19 protein-coding genes and 1 tRNA gene are annotated in these 23,377 nt (G+C 46.3%); 8 read left to right on the forward strand and 12 right to left on the reverse strand.

Annotated elements, in window-relative coordinates:
- On the reverse strand, positions 1–146 hold a 146-nt coding region (locus L5M10_RS19095; protein ID WP_263148938.1), incomplete at its 3' end, for a helix-turn-helix domain-containing protein.
- Here L5M10_RS19095 and L5M10_RS19100 point away from each other — a divergent pair.
- Positions 145–1,152 (forward strand): ATP-binding cassette domain-containing protein, encoded by a 1,008-nt coding sequence (locus L5M10_RS19100; protein WP_263255752.1) that lies wholly within the window; start codon positions 145–147, stop codon positions 1,150–1,152. The genes L5M10_RS19095 and L5M10_RS19100 overlap by 2 nt on opposite strands.
- The gene (locus L5M10_RS19105; RefSeq protein ID WP_263255753.1) at positions 1,149–2,726 is read left to right on the forward strand and encodes an ATP-binding cassette domain-containing protein; all 1,578 of its coding nucleotides are present in this window, start codon (positions 1,149–1,151) and stop codon (positions 2,724–2,726) included. The genes L5M10_RS19100 and L5M10_RS19105 overlap by 4 nt, the downstream gene beginning before the upstream one ends.
- Before the next feature lie 285 nt (positions 2,727–3,011).
- On the opposite strand, the gene L5M10_RS19110 is transcribed toward L5M10_RS19105, so the two are convergent.
- The 3 genes from L5M10_RS19110 to L5M10_RS19120 form a co-directional block, all read right to left on the reverse strand.
- Positions 3,012–4,421 carry an ammonia-forming cytochrome c nitrite reductase subunit c552 gene (locus L5M10_RS19110; RefSeq protein WP_263146835.1) on the reverse strand — a complete coding sequence of 470 codons (1,410 nt, stop codon included), beginning with the start codon at positions 4,419–4,421 and terminating at the stop codon, positions 3,012–3,014.
- The gene (locus tag L5M10_RS19115) at positions 4,405–5,616 is read right to left on the reverse strand and encodes an NnrS family protein (RefSeq protein ID WP_263146834.1); all 1,212 of its coding nucleotides are present in this window, start codon (positions 5,614–5,616) and stop codon (positions 4,405–4,407) included. The genes L5M10_RS19110 and L5M10_RS19115 overlap by 17 nt, the downstream gene beginning before the upstream one ends.
- A gap of 671 nt (positions 5,617–6,287) precedes the next feature.
- Positions 6,288–6,364 (reverse strand) — tRNA-Trp (locus tag L5M10_RS19120).
- A 381-nt stretch (positions 6,365–6,745) separates the two neighbouring features.
- Between L5M10_RS19120 and L5M10_RS19125 the strand changes: the two genes are divergently transcribed.
- Positions 6,746–7,084, forward strand: coding sequence for a PBPRA1643 family SWIM/SEC-C metal-binding motif protein (locus tag L5M10_RS19125; protein WP_263149149.1), 339 nt, complete (start codon positions 6,746–6,748; stop codon positions 7,082–7,084).
- 106 nt (positions 7,085–7,190) lie between these two features.
- Here L5M10_RS19125 and L5M10_RS19130 read toward each other — a convergent pair whose 3' ends face one another.
- From L5M10_RS19130 to L5M10_RS19145, 4 genes are read right to left on the reverse strand one after another with little or no spacing between them, the layout of a single operon-like run.
- Complete coding sequence (locus L5M10_RS19130; RefSeq protein WP_263149148.1) at positions 7,191–8,135, reverse strand: hypothetical protein; 945 nt, start codon at positions 8,133–8,135, stop codon at positions 7,191–7,193.
- A gap of 40 nt (positions 8,136–8,175) precedes the next feature.
- Positions 8,176–8,334: a hypothetical protein gene (locus L5M10_RS19135; RefSeq protein WP_263255754.1), complete on the reverse strand. Its 159-nt coding sequence runs from the start codon at positions 8,332–8,334 to the stop codon at positions 8,176–8,178.
- Positions 8,331–9,263 carry a 3'-5' exonuclease gene (locus L5M10_RS19140; protein WP_131523209.1) on the reverse strand — a complete coding sequence of 311 codons (933 nt, stop codon included), beginning with the start codon at positions 9,261–9,263 and terminating at the stop codon, positions 8,331–8,333. Before L5M10_RS19140 ends, L5M10_RS19135 begins: the two co-directional genes overlap by 4 nt.
- 35 nt (positions 9,264–9,298) lie before the next feature.
- The gene (locus L5M10_RS19145; RefSeq protein ID WP_131523208.1) at positions 9,299–10,231 is read right to left on the reverse strand and encodes a DUF808 domain-containing protein; all 933 of its coding nucleotides are present in this window, start codon (positions 10,229–10,231) and stop codon (positions 9,299–9,301) included.
- Positions 10,232–10,470: 239 nt separating this feature from the next.
- On the opposite strand from L5M10_RS19145, the gene rpiA reads away from it, so the two are divergent.
- Positions 10,471–11,133, forward strand: coding sequence for a ribose-5-phosphate isomerase RpiA (gene rpiA / locus L5M10_RS19150; protein WP_028761507.1), 663 nt, complete (start codon positions 10,471–10,473; stop codon positions 11,131–11,133).
- Positions 11,134–11,317: 184 nt separating this feature from the next.
- Here the strand turns inward: rpiA and L5M10_RS19155 are convergent, their stop codons facing one another.
- Positions 11,318–12,508, reverse strand: a complete 1,191-nt coding sequence (locus L5M10_RS19155) for a class I SAM-dependent rRNA methyltransferase (RefSeq protein WP_012090004.1) — start codon at positions 12,506–12,508, stop codon at positions 11,318–11,320.
- A gap of 280 nt (positions 12,509–12,788) precedes the next feature.
- Positions 12,789–13,994 carry an endonuclease/exonuclease/phosphatase family protein gene (locus L5M10_RS19160; protein WP_263255755.1) on the reverse strand — a complete coding sequence of 402 codons (1,206 nt, stop codon included), beginning with the start codon at positions 13,992–13,994 and terminating at the stop codon, positions 12,789–12,791.
- Between the two features lie 784 nt (positions 13,995–14,778).
- Here L5M10_RS19160 and L5M10_RS19165 point away from each other — a divergent pair.
- From L5M10_RS19165 to L5M10_RS19180, 4 genes are all read left to right on the forward strand, one after another.
- Positions 14,779–15,486, forward strand: a complete 708-nt coding sequence (locus tag L5M10_RS19165; RefSeq protein ID WP_263255756.1) for a hypothetical protein — start codon at positions 14,779–14,781, stop codon at positions 15,484–15,486.
- Positions 15,487–15,505: 19 nt separating this feature from the next.
- Positions 15,506–16,879, forward strand: coding sequence for a magnesium transporter (mgtE, locus tag L5M10_RS19170; RefSeq protein ID WP_173243187.1), 1,374 nt, complete (start codon positions 15,506–15,508; stop codon positions 16,877–16,879).
- Positions 16,880–17,137: 258 nt separating this feature from the next.
- Positions 17,138–18,226, forward strand: coding sequence for a methyl-accepting chemotaxis protein (locus L5M10_RS19175; RefSeq protein WP_173243184.1), 1,089 nt, complete (start codon positions 17,138–17,140; stop codon positions 18,224–18,226).
- A gap of 216 nt (positions 18,227–18,442) precedes the next feature.
- Positions 18,443–19,216, forward strand: coding sequence for a substrate-binding periplasmic protein (locus L5M10_RS19180; RefSeq protein ID WP_198571775.1), 774 nt, complete (start codon positions 18,443–18,445; stop codon positions 19,214–19,216).
- A 66-nt stretch (positions 19,217–19,282) separates the two neighbouring features.
- On the opposite strand, the gene L5M10_RS19185 is transcribed toward L5M10_RS19180, so the two are convergent.
- Positions 19,283–20,014 (reverse strand): RluA family pseudouridine synthase, encoded by a 732-nt coding sequence (locus tag L5M10_RS19185; protein WP_263255757.1) that lies wholly within the window; start codon positions 20,012–20,014, stop codon positions 19,283–19,285.
- Between the two features lie 120 nt (positions 20,015–20,134).
- Positions 20,135–23,359 (reverse strand): carbamoyl-phosphate synthase large subunit, encoded by a 3,225-nt coding sequence (gene carB, locus L5M10_RS19190; RefSeq protein WP_105251663.1) that lies wholly within the window; start codon positions 23,357–23,359, stop codon positions 20,135–20,137.
- Between the last annotated feature and the right edge of the window lie 18 nt (positions 23,360–23,377).

The following is a 23,377-nucleotide window of genomic DNA, read 5'->3' on the forward strand; positions in this document are numbered from 1 at the left end:
GATTGCCCTTGGCATCGTTTAACTTCCCTATAGACACTAGAGCGATGACAATCAATGCATTTAGCTATGTGTGCTATCGAAAAGCCCTGTTCTAACAGTACGGAAATCTGGTATCGTCTTGCTTCGGTCAATTGTTGATAATTCATGGTGATACTCTTTTACTTTGGCGAGATAAAGCGTACCACTTTTCAGCAGTTGGCTTCTTCTACACCTCGATTAGAGTGTCGCAGTTATTATCTGAATTCTGGGGTAAGCAAGGTATCAACTTCAGTCGCCGTGGCCACATCACTACTGCAGGCTGTCTGTACTTTTGCCATTGTCTATTCCATCGGGTATGAATGGCCGCCAGAAAACCTTGCTGCAGCCTTGTTCTTCAGTCTGGCCATAGTCACGCCAGCCCTAAAGCTCGGGCATGGGCTTGATTATCTTGCCACGGGCCGCGCTGCAGCTCAGCGACTAACGGATTTTCTTGAGCAATCGAGAGTTCCTGTTGGTAACGGCAATATTGAGCTTAATACACCTATGCCGCTCACCCTCACGAATGTTGTGCCTTCACTGTCTACAAGCAATCAATCTGTGCCCATTAACTATCAATTTAGATCTGACAGAGTGACGACAGTTACAGGGATCAGTGGTGTTGGCAAATCCACATTACTGCGCTTATTAGCTGGCATGGAGCCGCTACATGCCGGAGATATTCGACTCGCTGGTATGGCACTCAAAGAGATGAATGAAGCCTCGATTAATCGCGCGATCATGCTATTACCGCAAAGTGCGGGGGTGTTGGCAACCTCCATCGCGGACAATCTCGCACTCACCGCACCTGATGCCACGGATGAGGATTACTTAGCAGCATTACACTGCGCGCAATTGGACAAACCCTTAAATACTCATGCAAGCACACTGTCTGGCGGTGAAATACAACGCGTTAATCTTGCCCGTGTGTTTCTTTCACCCGCTAGGGTGATATTGCTTGATGAACCCACATCGGCCCTAGACAGCGAAACGGCGTTTAACGTGTTCACAGCACTACGACATCACGCAAAAACAAACCACAAAACGATTGTGATGGTCACCCATGACTTAGCGCTTGCCGATCTGGCGGATGACAAGCTCGCACTCAAGCATCACAGGGAAGGAGAAAGCCAATGATAAATCGTCCCCAAGATTACGCAGCCATAAAGCACTTAATACCTGTTGCCTGCGGTTGGGCTGTGGCGGCCATATTGGAAGCCGCATGCTACATTCAACTGGCTTTAGCCATTATTGAGCAGCAATCACCGCAAAAAGTGCTATCGATTGCCGCAATAACCATACTCACTACAATACTGGCTTCGCGTTCAGGTTTTTGGGCTGGCGCAAGGCTGGCCAATGCGCTCTACAGTGCATTAGGCACGACCATGCAACAAGCTAAACTATCTTGGTTTACACCGAGTGTCAGGACACTACTCATAGAAACTGTCTCTCGGAGCATTCCTGGCTTTATGAGTATTCCGGCACATCAATTTCAGGTATTTATTCATGCACCGCTTATTCCGCTCTGCATTACCTTTGGCATAGGATTGATCGGTGGCATACCACTGGTACTGATGTTGGCTAGCTTGTTGCTCGTGTCATTTGTGATTCAGAGTGTGGCGCAACGAGCCCTTGCCCGCGCAGATATGGACCGAAACAACACTGAATTGGCAGCAGAGCAGTCAACCCTTGAACTTATCGACCACTTAGAGTTACTGCGCACAGCAGCAGGATATAGCGGCGCAACAACACGGTTGGAGCAAAACTGGCAAACACAAGAAATCGCACTGGAACGAACTAATCGCGCCGCTGCTATAGCAACATTACTGTCGGCTATCGCCAGCTTTTTACCTATTGCAGGCATGGCACTCTATCTGGTGCTATCCGGTATAAACAATACGCCAATGCTGCTCGCTGTTTTGATGTTGACCATGCGCGCGGCGGCGCCACTTGAAACTCTCGCCGTGGCGGCAATAAGCATTAATGATCAGTTAGCGGCTATTAAACACTATCGACAAGCGACTCATGCGCCAACGCTCAAAGAGCCAAGCCAAGCGCAACAAAAGACACCGAACAATCATACAATCGAATTGAATAACGTAACATTTCCCCCTGCGGTGCAAAATATCAATGCCACTATCGAGCCAGGTGAACGCGTGCTGATTTGTGGCCCGAGCGGTTCAGGTAAAACCAGCTTACTTAAGTTATTGATGCGCTTTGATGATCCCACTCTAGGCCTGATCACTTTGGGCAAGGTTTCACTCACGTCAATCCCCGCCGCTGAACTTGCCCGCTTTTTCGCCTATGTGCCGCAGGATCCACTCATCTTTACAGGCACCATTGCCAGTAACATTCGTATTGGTAACCCAGATGCCGACGATCAAGCCGTAGATAAAGCGGCACGCCAAGTGGCGCTGGATGAAGTATTAGACAGATCAAAACTGGGCATTTACCAAGAAGTCGGCTTGCAAGGCGCAGGGTTATCGGGAGGAGAACGCCAAAGGCTTGCCTTAGCACGCGCGCTTATCAAAAATGCACCGATTCTGATAATGGATGAGGCCACCTCGGCATTGGATGAAGAGACAGAAAAGCGCGTAGCCAAGGCTATTTGCGAACAGAGTTGTACATTGGTTTTAGTTTCGCACCGAAACCAATCACTTTGGCAGCCAACCAAAATAATAGAATTTCATCAATCAGTTGCCTCAAAGTAGGATCGGCTTTCTACGCATTAAAAAACTGAATTACAGATATCTGACACAGATTACAGTGATTAATTTGTCGTTACAGACCAACATCTCAATGAGCAATAACTGCAGCCGAAATGACATGAATCATTTCGACTGCAGTTATTGCTCGTGCAAAGGAAGATGAGCATCGCTGTAGAACCGACCAAGCCTTGTTGGCATAACGCTCACTGAATCAAAGCATAAATACTCGAGCTTCCTCTCGCTTTTGAGCTATAAAATCCCTCAAATTATCAGCTACCCGTTAATAAACTAGTAACCATATTTTGCGACAGGGTGCCAGTTTTTATTAACATCCTCTTCAATAAACTTTTGTTTTTCTTTGATTAAATCCGATTCAACTAACCCTATCGCTTGATGGGCCTTTTCCTTAGTACTGATATCTGGATAAGTAACTTGAGTCACGTTAAGTTGCTTCAATATTCCAGCGAGCAGATGACGTGCTTCGTTCGCTTGTTCGATGGCTTTATCTAAAAGCTGCTTACCTTCTTGTGGATTATGTGCATACAAACCATGTGAGGACATGGCAAAGTCCCAGCGCCACTGACTGTGTCGTATCGCCATAATGGGCTCATTCATATTCTCCCATTTAGCACCTGCATCCCATGCCGCTTTGGCTTCATAGTGAGCCTTGACGAGCAGAGCTTCAACTTCGCGGGCTTTGGTCTCAATCGTTAATTTATTGGCCGCGAGCTTGGTTTCAATTTTGGTTTTACTGCTATGGCAGCCACTGCAACTGTTATCAAAATGCGGTAAAGCTTTATCAACTTTATGGCTAGTAAATTCAACACCTTTTGCATCCTGCTGAGTAGGCATGTGGCAGGTAATGCAAGTGACACCGACTTCGGCATGTTTACTGCGACTCCAGTGTTCAAACTCAGGATGACGTGCTTTGAGTACGGGCGTTTTCGAAAGAGGATGGATCCATTCGAAGAAGCGGCGAGTGTCATAATATTTTTCAATATCGTCGGCTGTGCTGCCAAAAATCCAGGGAATATTAACAACATTACTTTTTTCCGGACGGAAATAGTAAGTGACATGACATTGACCACATACCTGCGCACCTTGCATATTGGTATCTTGTTTATCGAATGGCAGGTGAATTTTAGCCATAGCCTCTTGGGCATGGGGGCGAGGTAAAGTTAACTTATTAGTGCCAGATTCATGGCAATCACTGCAATACACTACGCTTTGGATCTCTTTGCCCAGATCGGTAAAGTTTTTAGCGGAGTATCCTTCAAATCCCAGTTGTTCAATCAATCTAGGGGCATCCGGTGTCTTGCAGGTCCAACAACTGGCGGATAATCCTTTCTCTCCAGCCTTAGGGGGGACACCTGTACGTAAAGTATGCGTCACATCAGCAACGGCAAAATGGTGTCCACGTGGGCTATGGTACTCTTTGGCATAGGAAGATCCTGCCCAGAGTATGATGCTGGCGGGATAATTGGCGAGCATATCCTCGCGCTCGACCTGTTCAGAGGTCGCTTGCCAAGATTGATATTGGTTAGGGTATTTTTGTTGATTGCTAGTATCGGAAGCCGCTACAGATGTACATGTAGTTATGGCGAGCAAGCAAATCATTTTTAGCAATGTAACTGTTTTCAAATAAGTTTTCACTTTGTATCCTTTTGTCCTAACATCAATATTAACCTGGGCGCCCATCGATACGGGGGCGAGAAAGTATCGGCAAGTAATGCCATACAAACAGTGCAAATGCGATAAACCAGCAACTGCCAGCCAACCATAACCAGACTTGGGTGTGGGCCGGAAACCAGATGGGCATTAGCGCCCTGAGCAGTGCCGCTAACGGTAGGCAAATAAATGCCAAGATCATCTTAGGGCCCTCATAAATATTTCGACTTGTGTGCCCGAGTGACACTCTGGAAATCATCGAAAGACACAGGGTAGCCATACAGCCAATAGCAAATAGGTGAAGCAAACTGCGATAGGCATATTCATTATCGAGATACCAACTCATGGCTAACAGGCTGAGTGGCAACATTAAATAGGCAAGATGCAAGGACCACAGCATAGGTTCCTTCAGTGTTTTATGGGGTAACCAGCGTGCAAATCGGACCAGCTGCAAGAGCCCTGCAATGAGCAGTAAGCCTCGCTCGACTTCCAGAGGTATAAGGTGGATGAGTGATTGAATGACGAGCAAGATCATTGTCAGGATCAGCGGGTATTCAATCCAAGTTAAGGGTTCTGCTTTGGTGGCCTTAATGCGCATCGCGGTAAAGAATGGAATGACACGCCCACCGACTATGGTGATAAGTAAGGCTAACCACCATAACATCGCCTGCCAGATCTGGTTGGCAAGAATAAAGTCGCGCTCAAAAAGGGCGTAATAGCTGACATTGTTAATCACGAGTGCAGCAAACAACATGATCGGAAAACCAATATTGCGCCATTGCTTCACCTTATAAATGCAGCGCCATAGGGTAAGGCTTGCCATACCAAGGAACAATGAATCAAACAAGGCGGGCAAAATGAGCGGAACCTGCATTGGGAGTAAGAGTAATAATCGTGCAAGTAACCAGCAGCTAAAGGTCAATGCAAGTGGCCATCCCTTTAATGTAGGTTGGTTGGTCCAATTTTGAACGGCTGTCAGCAAAAATCCACACACAATTGCCATAGCAAAACCGAACAACATTTCATGTGGATGCCACCATAGCGGCAATATTTGGCTCCAAAAGGATGAAGGGAAAAAGCTATATTGGGGAGTAAACCAAGTTAATAGCCACAAAGGGATATATAGCGCAGCTAATATTGCTCCCCCAAGGAAAAAAGGTCTAAAGCCTAAGCGCCATAACGCGTGAGTACGTTCGGTTTGTGTAGGATCATCAATATTTAGCATAGTTGTTAGCCGAGTAGCAGAACGATGACGAACACACTTAAGATGCATTCAATATAATCCTTATATTGTACTGTTATGACCTTCAATTCAAACTAAATCTTAGATTTTGGAACTAAGATCCCAAAGATGAACAAAAAATAAAGTGTCGTGGAATACTCATTTCTGACGGCTAATAGGCTTGATCAATGTACTGCGGGTTCATGATGGACAAAGGTTCGATGCAAACTTTTACACAGGTAACGGCACAAACAGTCACACATTGGTAAATTTTAGATGGGAGAAATACCGTTTTGATTTAAATAACCGTGGCTTTGATTGGCCTATCTTATTTCGAACACAGCCAAGACTTTGATAGCACAGGCAGCTCAATTTATAACGGCGATAACAGTTGCAGATGATTATGTGGTAACTCGCTTTAGCATCGATTATCAGGCTAGAAACTGGCGGATTAGTGACTTCGCCAACAACCTATTTGATGAACAAGCATTGACAGCAAATAGCCTACAAGCCGCAGTTATGTGGAGGGTTACAACAAAAAAATGGAAATAGTACCGGCAATTGGTAGCGTTAAAAAATGGCGAGTTATTCAATCCAAGCAAAATCATTTTTTTCGTTTTATTCAACACAAAATAAAACGGCTCGCATATTTCTATGCAAGCCGTTGTTTTATTTGGCAGGGGTGGCAGGACTCGAACCCGCAACCATCGGTTTTGGAGACCGCTGTTCTACCAATTGGAACTACACCCCTGTTGACGTGGGGCATTATGCTAAAAGCACTTCCAAAGGTAAAGTACTTTTTATGGCAAAACTCATTAACTGAAGGTTTTTCAAACAAGTTAGGCTATTGCTGTTGATTTAACTGCCACTGAGATTAAAAAGCCATCGCATATTAGCTTAATGACGTAGTAGATACTTAGTTTAGAGCCCATAGGTTAATAGTAACTCGACTAAATGATCCCACAACAAATCAGTTTGATGACGTCGAATAAGTGTGCCGTTTCGGCCATTTTGAGGTTCTTAAGGGTTAAAGACGCGCATTTATCGAAAAAAGATCTGAGTTCGATTTATAAAATCGGCGTTTTATAGTATAAGCATCGTCAATTTCATACACAGCTCGACGGAACCACTCATGTCTGACAAATTTTTCTTCAAGGGTCGTAAAACCCCTAAGCCGAAGCACGAAAGCTATGGCTACAACACTAAGCGTGCCGCTAAACCGGGTACAGAAGCATTACCATTACAATTAATTGTTGCCGACGAAGCGCGTAAACTCGAAGTTGCCGCGATAGTTGCCGAACACCAACTGCTCGCCAATATCGAAGTCAATGCCGACGTCGCTGAAGATATTGTTGAATTAGAAGGTTTATTAAATAAGCCTAAGACCACGACTTTCGAGAAAAAACCGAATCGTAACGAGCCTTGCGTTTGTGGTAGCGGTCAAAAATTCAAGAAGTGCTGCGGCAAGTAAGCGCTTTCATCAGCGTGATATAGATAGGGACTTTTGCTGTAACGCTTTTGTGCGTCGGGAATCGCCCCTTTTCTCCCCTCTTTTTAATTTCTCTCCCCAAAGCCAATTAATCTTCCAACTTTGAGATAAAAATCCGCTGCAAATCGTTATTCCATAGCTGAATAATTTTGCGGGTCTTTTCTTTATTCCAAAAACATTTACCAAATAAAATCAAACCCGCACCTTCAAAGCAGCGTTTATCTTCTATTTCAAATTGCGCTAATAATGGTTGCTTTATCCCATCGATAGGAATGCCGATATCTTTGCTGTCGGCAGGATTAAGCCAACTCATCGTCGGGTCAGTGTGGGATATCGTGCCCCAATACATGTGGGGTTTATTGTCGCTTGGGTCCGCATCGGCAAAATTGACAAACAGGTTCTTCGCCCGCCAACGGTATTTTCGCTCAGCGTCTGTGTATACCCAGAGATCCGATTTTGCTAAATCTGTACCGCGCAATAAACTGTGGAGTAACTTTTCGAGCCCTTGGCTAGGCACTCGTTTTTCAGTGGTATGTTCAGCGGTGTTAACTTGGTAGCCTGTTTTCGACTCTTGTATTCGATCATCCACTGACGATGCAACAGACGCTTTCGATGGCTCAGGCATAGAGGACAATTTAGGCGTTGGCTCAGTCTTGCTGGTTAATACCTCTGCAGTCGAAACTTTGTTTGCAGGTGAATGGCGACGAGGTTTACGGCTAAAGTCGATCATTAAGGCATCGGCGTCCACCAGCTGTTGCTGCACTTCAATGGCATCTTGCTCCTCACGGGACTTTTGTGCCGAAGGTTTAAATTCAATACAATCGGCTTGGTGATATCGCGAGCCAAAACAAGCGGCTTTACCGTCTTTTGAGGCTTTACGGAAATATGCTTTACCACCGCAGGCGGGGCAAATTAACCATTGCCGCAAACGCTCGATATCCTCATCGGGTAATTGTTGAAACTTAAAAACACTATAAGTCGTTCTCGCAATTAAATGATCCTCTGTTTCGAGTTCACAAATAGCATCTAACATAGTGTTGTCCTTTATTTTCGACTGCTGGCAATACCGCTATCTATGCCCAAGCATTAATCCCAAAAGTGATAACACTTAACAGAAGCAAGATGCCAAGTACGCGGTAAATCAAACCTAAAGTACTGGTGCCTTGCGAGCACGCATCCGAATGTAATGGCATGATTTTAACTTTTGCGGCATCTTGGGTTTTGTGTTTCATTCTGCATCCTTAAAATATTTCGCCAATGGCATTATCAAACTTGAAGGAATTAATAATGCGGCTTTTGCGGCACTTGATGCATGATAAAAGGGTGTCAGTTGAGTGATTAACGCGTTGAAGCATTTGAGTGCGGCCAAGGCATCGGCGGCGGCATAATGAATTTGCGCACTGGATAAAGGCACGAGCTGCCAATTCGATAAGGTGACTTTTTTAGGTTTGTCGATACGAACACCCAAAAGCGCCGCAACTAATTGGCGCGTCCCCATTTCCTTCTCCGCTCCAAGTTGAGCCAGTGCCCAATTTAAATCTAATGTTGAGGCGACATTAATGCCCCATTGCCGCCTGAGAGCGTGTGCATCACTGCGTAAACCAACCCCGACTTTGAGTATAGTTTCATCTTCTAATAAGGCTTTTAACTGGGTGAATTGCTCACCCAAAATGGCATGCTGAAATAAATAACAGGTATCCACTGTCGCGATTTGAATAAGACTCAAGGGATGTTGCACGCCGCGCTCAAAGCTTGCACGGGTTTCAGTATCAAAACCTAAGACTTGCTCAGCCTGTAATAGTGCTAATACTGTATTAAACTCCGACGGCTCAACTACCTCGATGCGGACATGTTGAAATTCAAAAGCAGCTAACGCTGCAAGTTCAATATCATCAATACGTGTAGTCAAAGCGATACGTTGCTGCAGCCACAAATATGCCCACTGACGCTGCGCTTGAAGCTGAGTTTTAGCTTTAATCGCATTTTCAGCCTCGGCCGATACCCGCTCACTTTTCAGCGGCTCAGTCGAGGCATTGAGGTTATCAAGATAAGCCGTGCCAGCAGCATCCATTGCCGCCATTAACCCATCGGCATCTTTGCCAAACTCTTTACGTAACCAAGCCAGCTTACTAGGGGAGACACAGTACTTCATTAACTTCATTGTGCTCATCCTTGATGGTTGATGCGCGCAGCTAGTTAACTACGCAATTTCTGTATTCCTGTCATCGCAATAAGTGCAACAGCGCCAGCAACGACACCAAATAAGCCATTAAGAATACTTGGCGTCAGCACAGCAAACACAGGTCCAACAACACCAATGGCAGCAACCGCTTGTTCAGCATGGTGGATTTGCTCGCCGACTAGGTGTAGACCATGAGTTAAAATCCCACCGCCCACCATAAACATGGCTGCCGTGCCAATAATCGTTAAACTTTTCATTAATACGGGAGCTGCACTCAATAAACCAAAACCTAATTTACGGTTCATTTGAGTTAATACAGAGGCACCTTCACGTTGACTCAAGTACAAACCCGCATCATCCATTTTCACAATTGCCGCCACTAAGCCATACACGCCTATGGTCATAACGATCCCAATGACAGCTAACGTAAAAAACTGTGTCGATAGGGATTTGTCCGCCACGATACCAAGGGTAATGGCAATAATTTCCGCCGATAACACAAAGTCGGTACGAATCGCCCCTTTGACTTTTTCGGACTCGTAGGCGGCGAAATCTTTAATCTCAGGTAACTCCTTCTCTACTTGGGTTTCGTGTTGTTGCTGGCCTTTTCTATGGCTATAGCTGTGATGCAGTTTTTCAAACCCTTCGTAACATAAAAACAGTCCACCAAACATTAATAAAGGGGTGACAGCCCAGGGAATAAAAGCGCTGATAAGCATTGCTGCTGGCACTAAAATCAACTTATTACGGAATGATCCCTTAGCCACCGCCCACACTACGGGTAATTCACGATCGGCGCTTACGCCCGTCACTTGCTGGGCATTGAGGGCTAAATCATCCCCCAATACACCCGCGGTTTTCTTTGCCGCTACTTTACTCATTACCGCTACGTCATCCAAAATCGATGCGATATCGTCGAGTAAGGTTAATAAACTCGCTCCTGCCATGCTAAATCCTCAATAAATCATTCTACTTTTGCCATAGTAGCTTAGTTAGATTAGTTGCGTATAGCGAAATGCTTTCCAACTTAACTGCTTAAGTTACTTACGTTATTGGGACTGCTTGCTAATGTGAAAATGCCAGCAATCTAGATCACACCCACGGTGGAATTGCGCCACATTATTTATCGGAAAAGAGTATACTAAGCCCAGAATTTTTTACTCATTTGCCGTTACAGGATGTCAACATGACTCAAGATGAAATGAAAAAAGCTGCCGGTTGGGCCGCACTTAAGTACGTTGAAAAAGACAGCATTGTTGGTGTTGGTACGGGTTCGACTGTGAATCACTTTATCGATGCACTGGCGACCATGAAAGCCGATATCGAAGGCGCAGTCTCTAGCTCTGAGGCATCAACTCAGAAAATGAAAGCGCTGGGTATTCCCGTTTATGACTTAAACAGTGTCGATCGTTTATCTGTCTATGTGGACGGAGCCGATGAAATCAACGACCGTATGGATATGATCAAAGGCGGCGGCGCGGCATTAACTCGCGAGAAAATTGTCGCGGCGGTGGCTGAAAAGTTTATCTGTATCGTGGATAACACTAAGCAAGTCGACATACTAGGCGAATTTCCACTACCCGTAGAAGTCATTCCGATGGCACGCTCTTATGTGGCGCGTCAACTCGTTAAACTTGGCGGCGATCCAGTGTACCGTGAAGGCGTTGTGACCGATAACGGCAACGTGATCCTCGATGTGTACAATCTTAAGATCCTTAATCCAAAAGAATTAGAAAGTCAGATCAATGAGATAGTCGGTGTAGTGACTAACGGTCTGTTTGCCAAACGCGGTGCGGATGTGTTACTCGTTGGCACCCCTGATGGCGTAAAAACCTTTACTGCCAAATAAGTTAAGTGTAAAAATCCTATCACAGTCACAAGGCTGCTGATTGTAAAAATGCACAGTAAAAAATACGCTGTAAAAATGCCAGCCACTTTATTCAAAGTGGCTGGCATTTTTTATGGTTCTTTTTAGGGTTCAATGTTATTTGACTCAGCTGCCCATCGCACACAGCTTATATCAAACACTTTGCTTACCAAGCTCTGGCAACTAGACCTTTTAAGTAGAATCCTTCGGGGAAGGCGCTACCGATAGGGTGATCGCTCGCTTGGCTTAAGCGTTCAATAAACTGGATTTCACGTTTCGCATCGAGCGCGGCATCGGCCACGATTTTTTGGAACAGATCCGCAGGCATTAATCCTGAGCAAGAGAAGGTCAATAACACGCCGCCCGGATTCAACAACTGCAATGCAATCATATTGATGTCTTTATAACCACGGCAAGCCCCGTTTAACTGTGCCTTGTTATCGGCAAACTTAGGCGGGTCGAGCACAATCACATCAAAGGTTTTGCCTTCATCACGGTACTGGCGCAGCAACTTGAACACATCGGCTTCGTTGTAATGCACATTGTCATCACTCAAACCGTTCACTTGCATATTGAGGCGCGCTGTCGCCAAGGCTAGAGAAGACACATCGACGTTTTCAATACTGGCAGCACCTGCTTTCGCGGCGTACAAACCAAAGGTGCCTGTGTAGCAGAAACAGTTCAATACCGATTTATCTTTCACGAAACGGGCGGCAATGGCGCGGTTATCACGTTGATCGAGATAGAAACCTGTCTTATGGCCTTTAATCACATCGACGGCGATCTTGATGCCGTTTTCTTCGATAATCACTGGCATTTCTGGCAGAGTGCCGTGCAGTAAACCCGTAACAGGCAGCAGGCCTTCTTTCTTACGGGAATCCACATCGGAGCGCTCATAGATAGCACAATCTGGATATTGCTCAGCCAATAGCTCGACTAAGGTATCGCGCCATAGATCAGCACCTGTGCTCAGTAACTGGCACACCAACACATTGGCATATCTGTCGATGGTGATCCCAGGTAAACCATCGGACTCAGCAGCCACTAAACGATAGCCCGTTAAGCCTTGCTCGCGGATTAAATCGTTACGGCCGATTTGCGCCCGCTGTAAACGTCTGGCAAAAAACTCGCGATCAATTTCTTCTTCGCGATCAAAAGTCCAAATCCGCACTTGAATTTGCGACTCAGGCGACCAAGCACCACGACCTAACCAATGACCATCATGCGCGACCACATCGACTGTCTCACCCGCTTCAGGTTTTCCCTTAATGTTATGAATAGCATTGGAAAATACCCAAGGATGGCGACGCTCGAGCGACTTCTCGCGGCCGGGTTTAAGTTTGATTCTGATAGCCATAGTTGCCTTTAAAAATAGGGCCGCCACTAAAAAAGGGCTGCTGTCTAAAAATGGGAAACGGATGATATACCCAATGCCACCTAAGTGCGAGTACCGAACACGCCGAAGCGCTTATTTACCATCATCCACGGGTGGCCGATCATACCTTATTTTAACGGTTAATTCTGAATGATATTCATGCGAAATGATGTAGGAATGGTTAATGAAACAACGCTAACAAAACCGTAAAGACAACTGACATGATTTGAAATAAGACGAATTAATAAGCAAACACGAGAACTTAGCTACGTAGCGCTAACTCAACAATGACGGGCGCATGGTCAGTACTGTAGGCGTCGCGTTCATATTCAGGTCTGACTAAGTGTCTATCGCAGGTCTGATAATCTACGACTTGCGCTAAACTGCGGCCATGGCTCGCATCAAACTCACTCGAAAGCAAAATATAATCCAGCACTGAACCTTTAGGACCATAGTAATGGGTCGCCGCTCTGTGTTCCCTATGGTAAGCGGTATTGCCAGTCAAACTGTCCCTCAAGTTCGCTTCAATAAATAACTCATAGGCATCTTTAAGTTGATACTGAGCAAACACCGCCGCTAACGCCGCATCCGATAAATGCCCAAGGCCAGCGGCTTTAATGTCATTACTGTGGATACTCTCGCCCTGTATCGTTAACGCATCTAAGGCCCCCATTGTCAGACTGTCATTAAAGTCCCCCATCACGATAACAGGATGTTTAGATTCTTGCCTACGTACCAATATGCCATTGAATAATAATGCTGCTTCCGCGCCGCGCTGCATGGTGGATGCCCAGCGGCCTAAGGCTTGCTCTGTGAGTAATTGGGTTTCTGAATGCAGTTTCATGCTCGCTGCGGGCGCTAAATTATCTAAACCAAGTGGCTGATTTTTAAATAGCTTAGCTTCAAGTGGCTGATGTTCAAATAGCTTAGGTTCAAGTGCTAATCCGGCGCGTTTTGACTTAAAGTGCACCACATAATAGTCACACTTGCCGATGTGTGGCACTTCAACGGTTGCGCGCAGCACCTTACGGCTAAAGGCAAATTCACTCGATAATCCCATGGCTGCCACTAAACGCGTATCAGGTTCGACACTGCTGATTTCCACTATGGGATACCGGGAGGCAAGCGCGACCACAGGGCTGCGATAAATGTAATCACTGATAAGAGTTGGCTCATCAACGACCGCAAAATACCCTAGACCTTGCTCGCGAGCGATTCGTTTGAGCGGTTCAGGGCTAAACACTTCTTGAAATCCCACAATATCGGGCTGGCGATGTGCGAGAAACTCACTCAACCACTGACACTTTTTCTGCCATTGCCCATGGCTATAGATATTTTCAAAATCATAGTAAGCCAAAGGCGGCTCAATAAAGTTAAACAGATTGATACTGGCGATCTTGATATTCGCGGTGCACTTATGATCGATAGGTGCAGCCATTGATTCCAACTCATCAATATTGTGTGCCACAGCTTAATCCCCCAAAATCTGAATACAGCAAACTCTCTTAATCTGACTTAATCTGACTTAATCTGACTTAATCTGAGTGAGCACAATGACTCACCGCAGGCATGACAAGGGTATACCCGAAGTGCGCTAATGCCAAATTCCCCATTATGGATAAAGTGCTAACTCATCTCTGGCGACTCAAATACAGCTTACTGAGATAAGTCATACCGTTAAAAACCACAATTCAATATCACAGTTAAATCCGACAACAAAAATCAACCGCTACCCGCAAAAAAACAAACAATCACACAACAATGATTAGTACACAAAACCATCAGCACTCCCAACAAAATCACGCAAGCCCAAGAATGATCATAAAACTAACTTTTACTTAAAGTGTAAATTCAAACAAAAACATATGTAATAACATGTGCGGTTGACTTTACATTTCAGTCCCTTAGAATGTGGCGACTTTAATCATTGCGGAGACCCACTGTGGGCACACACATAAGCGACAGTAGATGCCCTGTCCAAAAGACAGGATTTAACGCCTAGCACTAGCCCGCAATATTTACTGCTACCTGCTAAGCAGGGTAGTAGTGTGAACCATTCTTCACTCAGCCTCCCCCAAAATATCAATCACAGACAATAAGCCTGAGCCTATGGCTGCGCTTTAGCAATTCCAGCATTTTGCTGGGGTTCAGTTATGTGTATTTATTGCATCTCAAAGCAAGTTTTTTGCCTCAGTGGACTTCGTTTTCCCTATGGATTTACATCTATGGGTTTACATCTGAGGAGCCTAAATATGGCTTACATAAACAACACATCAATTTTGCGATCTTTATCCTGCGCAAGTATCAGCTTGTACTACAGCATGAGTGCGGCGGCATCCCATCTCGAAGTGGATGATCCTGCCCTCGCAGAGCGCTGTGAATTAGAAATGGGCTGGCAACAACCTAGGTCGGATCATGCTCGCCCACAATTAAACGCGGCCACGACTTGCAGCCGCAATCAATGGGAATGGCATTTAGGATTAGCGTCCAATGCCAATGACGATATTCGTGAGGAGCAAGCTGAAGTCGGCATTAAGCTGCCGCTCAACGTAAACTCCCACTCAGATTCAGAGCAGCAACAGGATGATTGGCACAGCGCACTGGTGATCAACTTGCAGAAAAACCTCGATGCCAGTAACGAATTAGCCACCGAAGTCTTCGGCATTTTTGGCAAAACCTTAAGCGATTCTGATGTCAGTCTCTATGCCAATTTAGGTTTTACCCATGAATTTAATCAATCAACCCAATTGCTTGTGGGTATCGCGGCAGCGTATGAACTCAGTAGTCACCATCGCGTGATAGCCGAGATTTATCAAAAAGAATTGAGCGAGACTGCCTATCAGTTCGCTTATCAACACTCGCCGCAACAACAGCTACAGCTGGAATTGAGCTTAGGCAATGCCCTTCGTGGCAACGCGCTGCAACTTGGCGCAGACATCACCTTTTACTTTGGTCACTAGATCGTTGAGAGAATGAACTATGAACATGAATAACAGCACAAACAACACTAAAAAAATCATCCATAACCTGCAAATGATTATCGAGCAACGCAGTGCCAGCGCCATGGCTGAATTAGCCGAAAAACGCCACCCTGCCGATATTGCAGCCGTATTTAACGTCTTTAATCAAGCTCAACAAGTCTTATTATTGCAACTGGCCTCACCTAAGGTTTGCGCCAATTTGTTTCGCTACCTGACCGATGAATTGCAAGCCAGCTTAGTACAGCAATTAGATAAAACCACGCTATCTGCGCTACTGGTTCACATGGCTGCAGATGAACGTGCCGACCTCTATAATCTGCTCGATGAAACCCAGCAAGCGGCGATTTTACCTGCGCTAGCATTGGCCAAACGGGAAGATATGCGCACCCTCGCCGCCTATGATAAAGCTAAAGTCGGCGCGGTCATGACCTCGGATTACACATTACTGAATAGCCGCCATACTGCGGCAGAAGCAATTGATACTCTGCGTACTGAAGCTGCTGATAAAGAAACGATTTATCAAACCTATGTGGTGGATATGTTAGGCCGCTTAATAGGAACTGTATCTTTAAGGCAGTTATTACTGGCGCAGCCACACGAGCGAGTGGTCGACTTTATGAAACCCGATCCTGTCGCGCTCGATGCCAATGCCTTTCGCGAAGAAGCGGTGCAGATGATCGCCCATTACGACTTAATGGCGCTGCCAGTAGTCAATGGCAAAGGCCAGCTCGTCGGTATCGTCACCTATGATGATGCTATGGATATCGCCAGCTCACAGGCGGATCTTGAGTTCACAAAAACTGCGGCCATCGGCAATATTGACCATAACCTTAAAACTGCCAGCATAGGCTTACTTTACCGCAAGCGCGTAGTTTGGCTGGTAATCTTGGTTTTTGGTAATATTTTCTCGGGAGCGGGGATCGCCTTCTTCGAAGACACCATTGCCAGTTATGTCTCTTTAGTCTTCTTCCTACCTCTGCTGATCGATAGCGGCGGCAATGCGGGCTCACAATCGTCGACCTTAATGGTACGCGGCCTAGCCACAGGGGAAGTGGTTCTCAAGGATTGGTTATCTATGCTAGGGCGCGAGTTATTTGTCGCCGGATTATTAGGAGCCAGCATGGCAGCTGCAGTGTCCTTGCTAGGATTTTGGCGCGGCGGACCTGAAATCGCGCTGGTTGTGGCACTCACAATGCAAATTGTGGTGATTATTGGCAGCTTGATTGGTATGTCTCTGCCTTTCTTACTGAGCAAGTTAAAGATGGACCCTGCAGCCGCTAGTGCGCCACTCATCACCTCCATCGCCGACATCATAGGCGTGCTCGTGTATTTCAGCATAGCCACTGTGGTGCTCGACTTACCTATGCCATAAACCTAAGACCTCAAAGTGAACCAAGCTAAGTTAACCTTAGCGTGGTTCACTTATCATTCGATAGTGCTAACCCATTTATGACAAGGCATAAAAGCTTCAATAACCTTAAAAAAATTAAGAATAAAGCTTAAAGATCAGTTAATATTTCCATACCTGAATCGTTTTACTTTTTATTAACATTGCAGTATTTACCGCTGAGCCCAGTCACAGTAAGTCGATAAGCAATAGTGATAGTCCTAGCGACTTGAGAGGTTTTATATGTGGTTTAATTCCCAGCTCAAAGCTGAAAACCAGGCGCTTAAAGAGCGACTCATCCAACTAGAACGCCAACACCAAAATGAAATAGATGAACTGCGTGGCATGATCCGTGAAAATGAGACCATGCAGCAACAGTCGCGCCAAAATGCAGACCACTACACTGAAGTGATCGCCTGCCAAAACCAAGGCGGAGATATGCTTAATGCCGTGCGCGAAGGCTTAGCCAGCAGTGCCGAATTACTCTCTGCGGAAAAAGAATCACTGTCTGAACTCAATCAAGTTTTTGATCAAACCCGGGTGGCCATTGCCAATTTAGGCACTAGAGCGACTTATATTAATGATCAAGCATCGAACAGCATGAAAGCTGTCACAGAACTCGATGCTACGACCTCTTCAATCAATCAATTTGTCGCGGCAATTCAAGGAATTTCAGAACAAACAAACTTGCTGGCATTGAATGCCGCCATTGAAGCCGCCCGTGCAGGCGAAGCGGGACGAGGGTTTGCCGTGGTGGCCGATGAAGTGCGCCAACTTGCAAGCAAAGCCCATGAAGCCAGTAGCCATATTGAAAAGCTCGTGAAACAAATCGTCGCGCAAGCGGCTGAGATTAAAGAAATTGTTCATAATAATCAAAGTAGTGCAGTCGATGTAGCCACCTCATCAACCCAAATTGGCCAAGTCGTTGAAGATGTCCTGCAACGCTCAAAACAAATGCAGCACGTTATCCATAACGCAGCCACAGCGTCATTCTTGAATACCACTAAGCTCGACCACGCAGTCTGGAAAAGTAGCGTTTATCAATTAATTGAAAAACCACAGCATAACCACAATGTGAACTCACACACTGAGTGCCGCCTAGGGCAATGGTATTTCAAAGGATTTGGTGCCGAGAATTATCAGCATTTAAGTAACTTCAAAGCATTAGATGCACCACATAAAGCGGTACACGAGGCAGGAAAAGCGGCGCTCAATGCGAGACAAAAAGGTAATTTGCCTGAGATGGTCAAACAACTGCACTCAATGGAAGACGCCAGTATGCGTGTTGTACATTGCATTGATAACCTTATGCGAGATGTATATCGAGCGTGATATATAGGCACAGAAAGATAAGCTATCACCCATAAATAAGCCTGCCTAAGAGCGCCATACAAGCGCTCTTTTTTTATCGTTCAAAACGGTATAGTAAATTTAATCTTAGAAAATGAACCCCTAGCTATACTTGATTTAAGCACAGCCTTCATCTTTAATCGTTTCAAGAGCAAGCAGTGAGACTCAATTATAACATTCTAATTTTTAGGGTTATTAATGAAATTAGTCACAAGTTTATTGTTATCACTCACCCTTAGCAGCGCAGTTTCTCTTCGCGCGCAGCCGCTCAACATCTATACCGAAGAATGGTCACCAATCAGCTTTTCTGTCGATGGCAAACCCGATGGTTTAGCTGTACAGGTAGTACAAGAAATTCAAAAGCGCATAAACAACCCAGATCCAATCAAGGTCGTACCTTGGGCTCGCGGCTGGAAAATGCTGACCGAGCAACCTAATACTGTGTTGTTTACTATGACGCGCACAGCAGAAAGGGAGCAAATGTTTACTATGATTGGGCCTGTTGCTGTCGGCACGACTAATTTTTATGCCTTAAAAAATAGCGGTATAAAAATAACCACTATAAATGATGCAAAGACGGCTAAGGCAATTGGTGTCTATCGTGCCTCGGTGGAAGAACGCCTATTGCTCGAACTGGGATTTACGAATGTTGCGGCCTCATCCGAGCCCTTATTGAGTGCCAAACAATTGATGAAGCAACGTGTCGATCTTTGGTGTAATGCCAATCTCACCGCGCCGAGTATTCTGTCGGATGCAGGCGCGAGCATTGATGATGTAGAGTCGCTCTTCACGATTAGTGCTAATCATCTTTACATTGCCTTCTCACAAGGCACGCCCAATGATGTGATCGAACAGTGGAAAAACAGCCTAGAAGCGATAAAAGCAGATGGCACCTTCGCAACGATTTACCGTACTTGGCTCCCCAACGATGCGCCGCCCATGCAAACCGAACGTATCGGGTTTAGCAACTAAACCCATTGCTCTAAATTCTAAGTGCTGAATGCTGAGAGCTAAACTCTATTGCTCTTTTAAAAGCGCTTAAAAAGGACACTCACAAACCCAGTCGATACGCTCACCCGTGATAGGATGATTAAACGCTAAGCGGGTCGCATGCAGCATTAATCTGCTGCTCGTCGTATTAGTGATATCAGCTTCATCTGCATCAGCCTTATCAGTCACGCCCTCACCCACGCCGCCGTAGAGATCGCACCCTAAAATTGAGTGACCCAATTGCTGACTGTGGATCCGCAGCTGATGAGTGCGACCAGAAACCGGAGTAAATTCGACCCGCGTGGCGAAAGGTTCGGTTAATCGTTCCAGCACCTGATATTCACTGATCGCAACTTTGCCTGTGCTATGGCAAATCTTCTGCAGTCGGAAATGGTCGCTATCTTTAGCGATCGGCAGATTAATCACCCCGCTGTCAGCGGCTAAATGCCCGTGCAGAAAGGCGGTATAACGCTTTTCAACCGTGCGCGCCTGAAACTGTTTTGTCAGCAAACCATTCACGCTTTTATTCAGCGCCACCAGCATGATACCGGAAGTGCCAAAATCGAGCCTGTGCAGCAAAGTGGCCGTCGGAAAATCCTGCACTAAACGATAATGCACCGAGTCGAGATTCAGCGGATTCTTTCCCGACAAACTCAATAATCCGCTCGGCTTATCAATCAGTAGAATATCGCTATCTTGATAGAGCACGCGTATTTGCCCGAGGCAAGGCGGCGCAATAAAAGTATCGACTTTGGCAAGGCTATTGGCTGGCGCAGGCATAGTTTTCTCAGGCAATCTAAGTAGAAGATAAAATGAACGAAGCGCTCAAAATTGACGAAATAATAAGGCCGCATAACCTAAATTATGCGGCCCTCTAATTAACAACATTAACGCTATAGCTTATTTAGCCAGTACGCGCAGATGCAGTTCTTGTACTGACGTCACGTTAGTACGGTCATCGGCGGCATGGGCCATACAAGTGGCGAATGCAGCATTCATGGTCGTCGTGTAGTTAACTTTGTAACGCAGTGCACCGCGGCGCAATTGACGAGAATCTTCAATCGCTTGGCGACCTTCGGTAGTGTTCACGATATAAGTGTATTCACCATTCTTGATGCGATCGAGAATGTGTGGACGCCCTTCGTGCACCTTGTTCACTAAACGTGGGTTGATACCCGCTTCGCCTAGGATAACCGCAGTACCATGAGTCGCATCGATTTGATAACCGAGCTCAATTAACTTAGCCGCTAAATCGGCAACGCGTTTCTTATCGCTGTTACGCACAGACAATAATGCACGACCCGACTTAGGCACCTCAGAAGTCGCACCTAACTGCGCCTTAGCATAGGCTTCGGCGAACGTATCGCCCACGCCCATGACTTCACCGGTAGAGCGCATTTCTGGGCCTAACAGTGGGTCAACACCTGGGAACTTGTTAAAGGGCAACACCACTTCTTTCACTGAGTAGAAAGGTGGGATCACTTCTTTAGTGAAGTTTTGCGACGTTAAGCTTTGACCCGCCATCACACGCGCGGCGATCTTAGCTAAAGGCACACCAGTCGCTTTGGACACAAATGGTACAGTACGGGCAGCACGTGGGTTAACTTCAATCATATAGATTTCGTTATCTTTCACGGCGAACTGTACGTTCATCAGACCGACAACACCGAGTTCCATCGCCAACTTACCGACTTGAACGCGCATGCGATCTTGGATTTCTTGGCTTAGCGTGTAGGGAGGCAGCGAACAACCTGAGTCACCTGAGTGAACACCCGCTTGTTCGATATGCTCCATAATCGCGCCAATCACCACGATTTCGCCGTCACATACTGCATCGATATCCACTTCAATCGCATCATCTAAGAAACGATCGAGCAGTACTGGCGATGCATTCGATACGCTCACGGCTTCGTTGAAGTAACGCAGCAAATCTTGCTTGTCGTAGACGATTTCCATCGCGCGGCCGCCCAGTACGTAGGATGGACGCACAACTAACGGATAACCGATACGCTCAGCGGCAATCACAGCACCTTCAACCGTAGTCACGGTATCGTTTTCAGGCTGCTTCATCTCTAAGCGTTGAATCGCTTGCTGGAAACGCTCACGGTCTTCGGCGCGGTCGATGGCATCTGGGCTAGTACCAATCACAGGTACGCCAGCGGCTTCTAAGGCACGGGCCAATTTCAATGGCGTTTGACCACCGTACTGCACGATAACGCCCTTTGGCTTCTCGATACGGACGATTTCTAATACGTCTTCCAGTGTGACGGGTTCGAAGTACAAACGGTCTGAAGTGTCGTAGTCGGTTGAAACGGTTTCAGGGTTACAGTTCACCATGATGGTTTCATAACCGTCTTCACGTAGCGCTAACGCCGCGTGCACACAGCAATAATCGAACTCAATACCTTGACCGATACGGTTTGGCCCGCCACCTAACACCATGATTTTGTCACGGGTCGATGGGTTAGCTTCACATTCTTCTTCATACGTTGAGTACATGTAAGCCGTGTCTGTTGCAAACTCGGCCGCACAGGTATCCACACGCTTATAGACTGGGTGCAGGTCGAACTTATCACGCAGCTTACGCACTTCGGCTTCGTTCACGCCTAATACATCGGCCAGACGCGCATCGGCAAAGCCTTTACGTTTAAGCTTACGCAGTAAGTCGATATCCAAACCCGCCAGACCCGCTTCAGCGACAACGCCTTCGAGCTGAACCAGCTCTTCGATTTGCACTAGGAACCAAGGGTCGATATTGGTCAGTTTAAAGATTTCATCTAAGCTCAGCCCCGCACGCATCGCATCGGCTATGTACCAAATACGGTCGCAACCAGGCTCTTTCAGCTCGTGGCGGATTCGCGACATCGCCTCAGGTTTAGACATATCTGTGACAGGATCTAGACCGTTACGGCTAACCTCTAAACCACGTAAGGCTTTTTGCAGTGACTCTTGGAAAGTACGGCCAATCGCCATCACTTCACCCACAGACTTCATCTGTGTGGTTAAGCGGTCATTCGCGCCGGCAAACTTTTCAAAGTTAAAGCGTGGCACTTTAGTCACAACGTAATCGATAGCAGGCTCGAATGATGCTGGCGTACGACCGCCAGTAATGTCGTTCATCAGCTCATCAAGGGTGAAACCAACTGCTAACTTAGCGGCGATTTTCGCAATCGGGAAACCCGTTGCTTTTGATGCTAATGCTGAAGAGCGCGATACCCGTGGGTTCATCTCGATGATAACCATACGGCCATCTTTCGGGTTAATACCAAACTGTACGTTCGAACCGCCGGTCTCAACACCAATCTCACGCAGTACGGCCATAGAGGCGTTACGCATGATTTGGTATTCTTTATCAGTCAGGGTTTGCGCGGGTGCAACTGTAATAGAGTCGCCCGTGTGCACGCCCATAGGATCGAAGTTTTCGATGGCGCAGACGATAATGCAGTTATCATTGCGATCGCGGACCACTTCCATCTCGTATTCTTTCCAACCGATCAGTGATTCGTCGATCAGCAGTTCACTCGTTGGCGATAACTCTAAGCCCTGTGAACAAATCTCTTCGAACTCTTCCCTGTTGTAAGCGATACCGCCGCCTGAGCCACCCATAGTAAAGGATGGGCGGATAATGCAAGGGAAACCCACTTGATCAAGTACGCCATAAGCTTCGTCCATATTGTGGGCAATGCCCGCGCGTGGACAATCAAGACCAATACTTTTCATCGCTTTATCAAAGCGGCTACGGTCTTCAGCTTTATCGATAGCATCGGCAGTCGCGCCAATCATCTCGACGTTAAACTCTTTCAGTACGCCTTTGGCTTCAAGTTCTAATGCGCAGTTCAGTGCGGTTTGGCCGCCCATGGTTGGCAGAATCGCATCTGGGCGTTCTTTAGCAATAATGTTACGGACCACTTCCCAGTGAATCGGCTCGATATAAGTGGCATCGGCCATTTCTGGATCAGTCATAATGGTGGCAGGGTTAGAGTTCACCAGAATGACACGGTAGCCTTCTTCACGCAGCGCTTTACACGCTTGTGCGCCAGAATAGTCAAATTCACATGCCTGACCAATCACGATTGGGCCGGCGCCTAGGATAAGAATACTCTTTATATCTGTACGTTTTGGCATTGCTTCTCTCTTCTCCTA

The sequence above is a fragment of the Shewanella sp. SM32 genome, from assembly GCF_025654235.1.
Taxonomy (GTDB): Bacteria; Pseudomonadota; Gammaproteobacteria; order Enterobacterales; family Shewanellaceae; genus Shewanella; species Shewanella oncorhynchi.

Bases quoted from the DNA above. Each gene is read 5' to 3' on its own strand.
- L5M10_RS19140 (WP_131523209.1), bottom strand. From the start codon at position 9,263: ATGAAGTTAATGAAGTACTGTGTCTCCCCTAGTAAGCTGGCTTGGTTA.
- L5M10_RS19155 (WP_012090004.1), bottom strand. From the start codon at position 12,508: ATGGCTATCAGAATCAAACTTAAACCCGGCCGCGAGAAGTCGCTCGAG.
- L5M10_RS19175 (WP_173243184.1), top strand. From the start codon at position 17,138: ATGTGGTTTAATTCCCAGCTCAAAGCTGAAAACCAGGCGCTTAAAGAG.
- L5M10_RS19145 (WP_131523208.1), bottom strand. From the start codon at position 10,231: ATGGCAGGAGCGAGTTTATTAACCTTACTCGACGATATCGCATCGATT.
- L5M10_RS19135 (WP_263255754.1), bottom strand. From the start codon at position 8,334: ATGAAACACAAAACCCAAGATGCCGCAAAAGTTAAAATCATGCCATTA.
- rpiA (WP_028761507.1), top strand. From the start codon at position 10,471: ATGACTCAAGATGAAATGAAAAAAGCTGCCGGTTGGGCCGCACTTAAG.
- L5M10_RS19130 (WP_263149148.1), bottom strand. From the start codon at position 8,135: ATGTTAGATGCTATTTGTGAACTCGAAACAGAGGATCATTTAATTGCG.
- mgtE (WP_173243187.1), top strand. From the start codon at position 15,506: ATGAACATGAATAACAGCACAAACAACACTAAAAAAATCATCCATAAC.
- L5M10_RS19105 (WP_263255753.1), top strand. From the start codon at position 1,149: ATGATAAATCGTCCCCAAGATTACGCAGCCATAAAGCACTTAATACCT.
- L5M10_RS19185 (WP_263255757.1), bottom strand. From the start codon at position 20,014: ATGCCTGCGCCAGCCAATAGCCTTGCCAAAGTCGATACTTTTATTGCG.
- L5M10_RS19100 (WP_263255752.1), top strand. From the start codon at position 145: ATGGTGATACTCTTTTACTTTGGCGAGATAAAGCGTACCACTTTTCAG.
- L5M10_RS19115 (WP_263146834.1), bottom strand. From the start codon at position 5,616: ATGCTAAATATTGATGATCCTACACAAACCGAACGTACTCACGCGTTA.
- carB (WP_105251663.1), bottom strand. From the start codon at position 23,359: ATGCCAAAACGTACAGATATAAAGAGTATTCTTATCCTAGGCGCCGGC.
- L5M10_RS19165 (WP_263255756.1), top strand. From the start codon at position 14,779: ATGGCTTACATAAACAACACATCAATTTTGCGATCTTTATCCTGCGCA.
- L5M10_RS19125 (WP_263149149.1), top strand. From the start codon at position 6,746: ATGTCTGACAAATTTTTCTTCAAGGGTCGTAAAACCCCTAAGCCGAAG.
- L5M10_RS19110 (WP_263146835.1), bottom strand. From the start codon at position 4,421: ATGGGCGCCCAGGTTAATATTGATGTTAGGACAAAAGGATACAAAGTG.
- L5M10_RS19180 (WP_198571775.1), top strand. From the start codon at position 18,443: ATGAAATTAGTCACAAGTTTATTGTTATCACTCACCCTTAGCAGCGCA.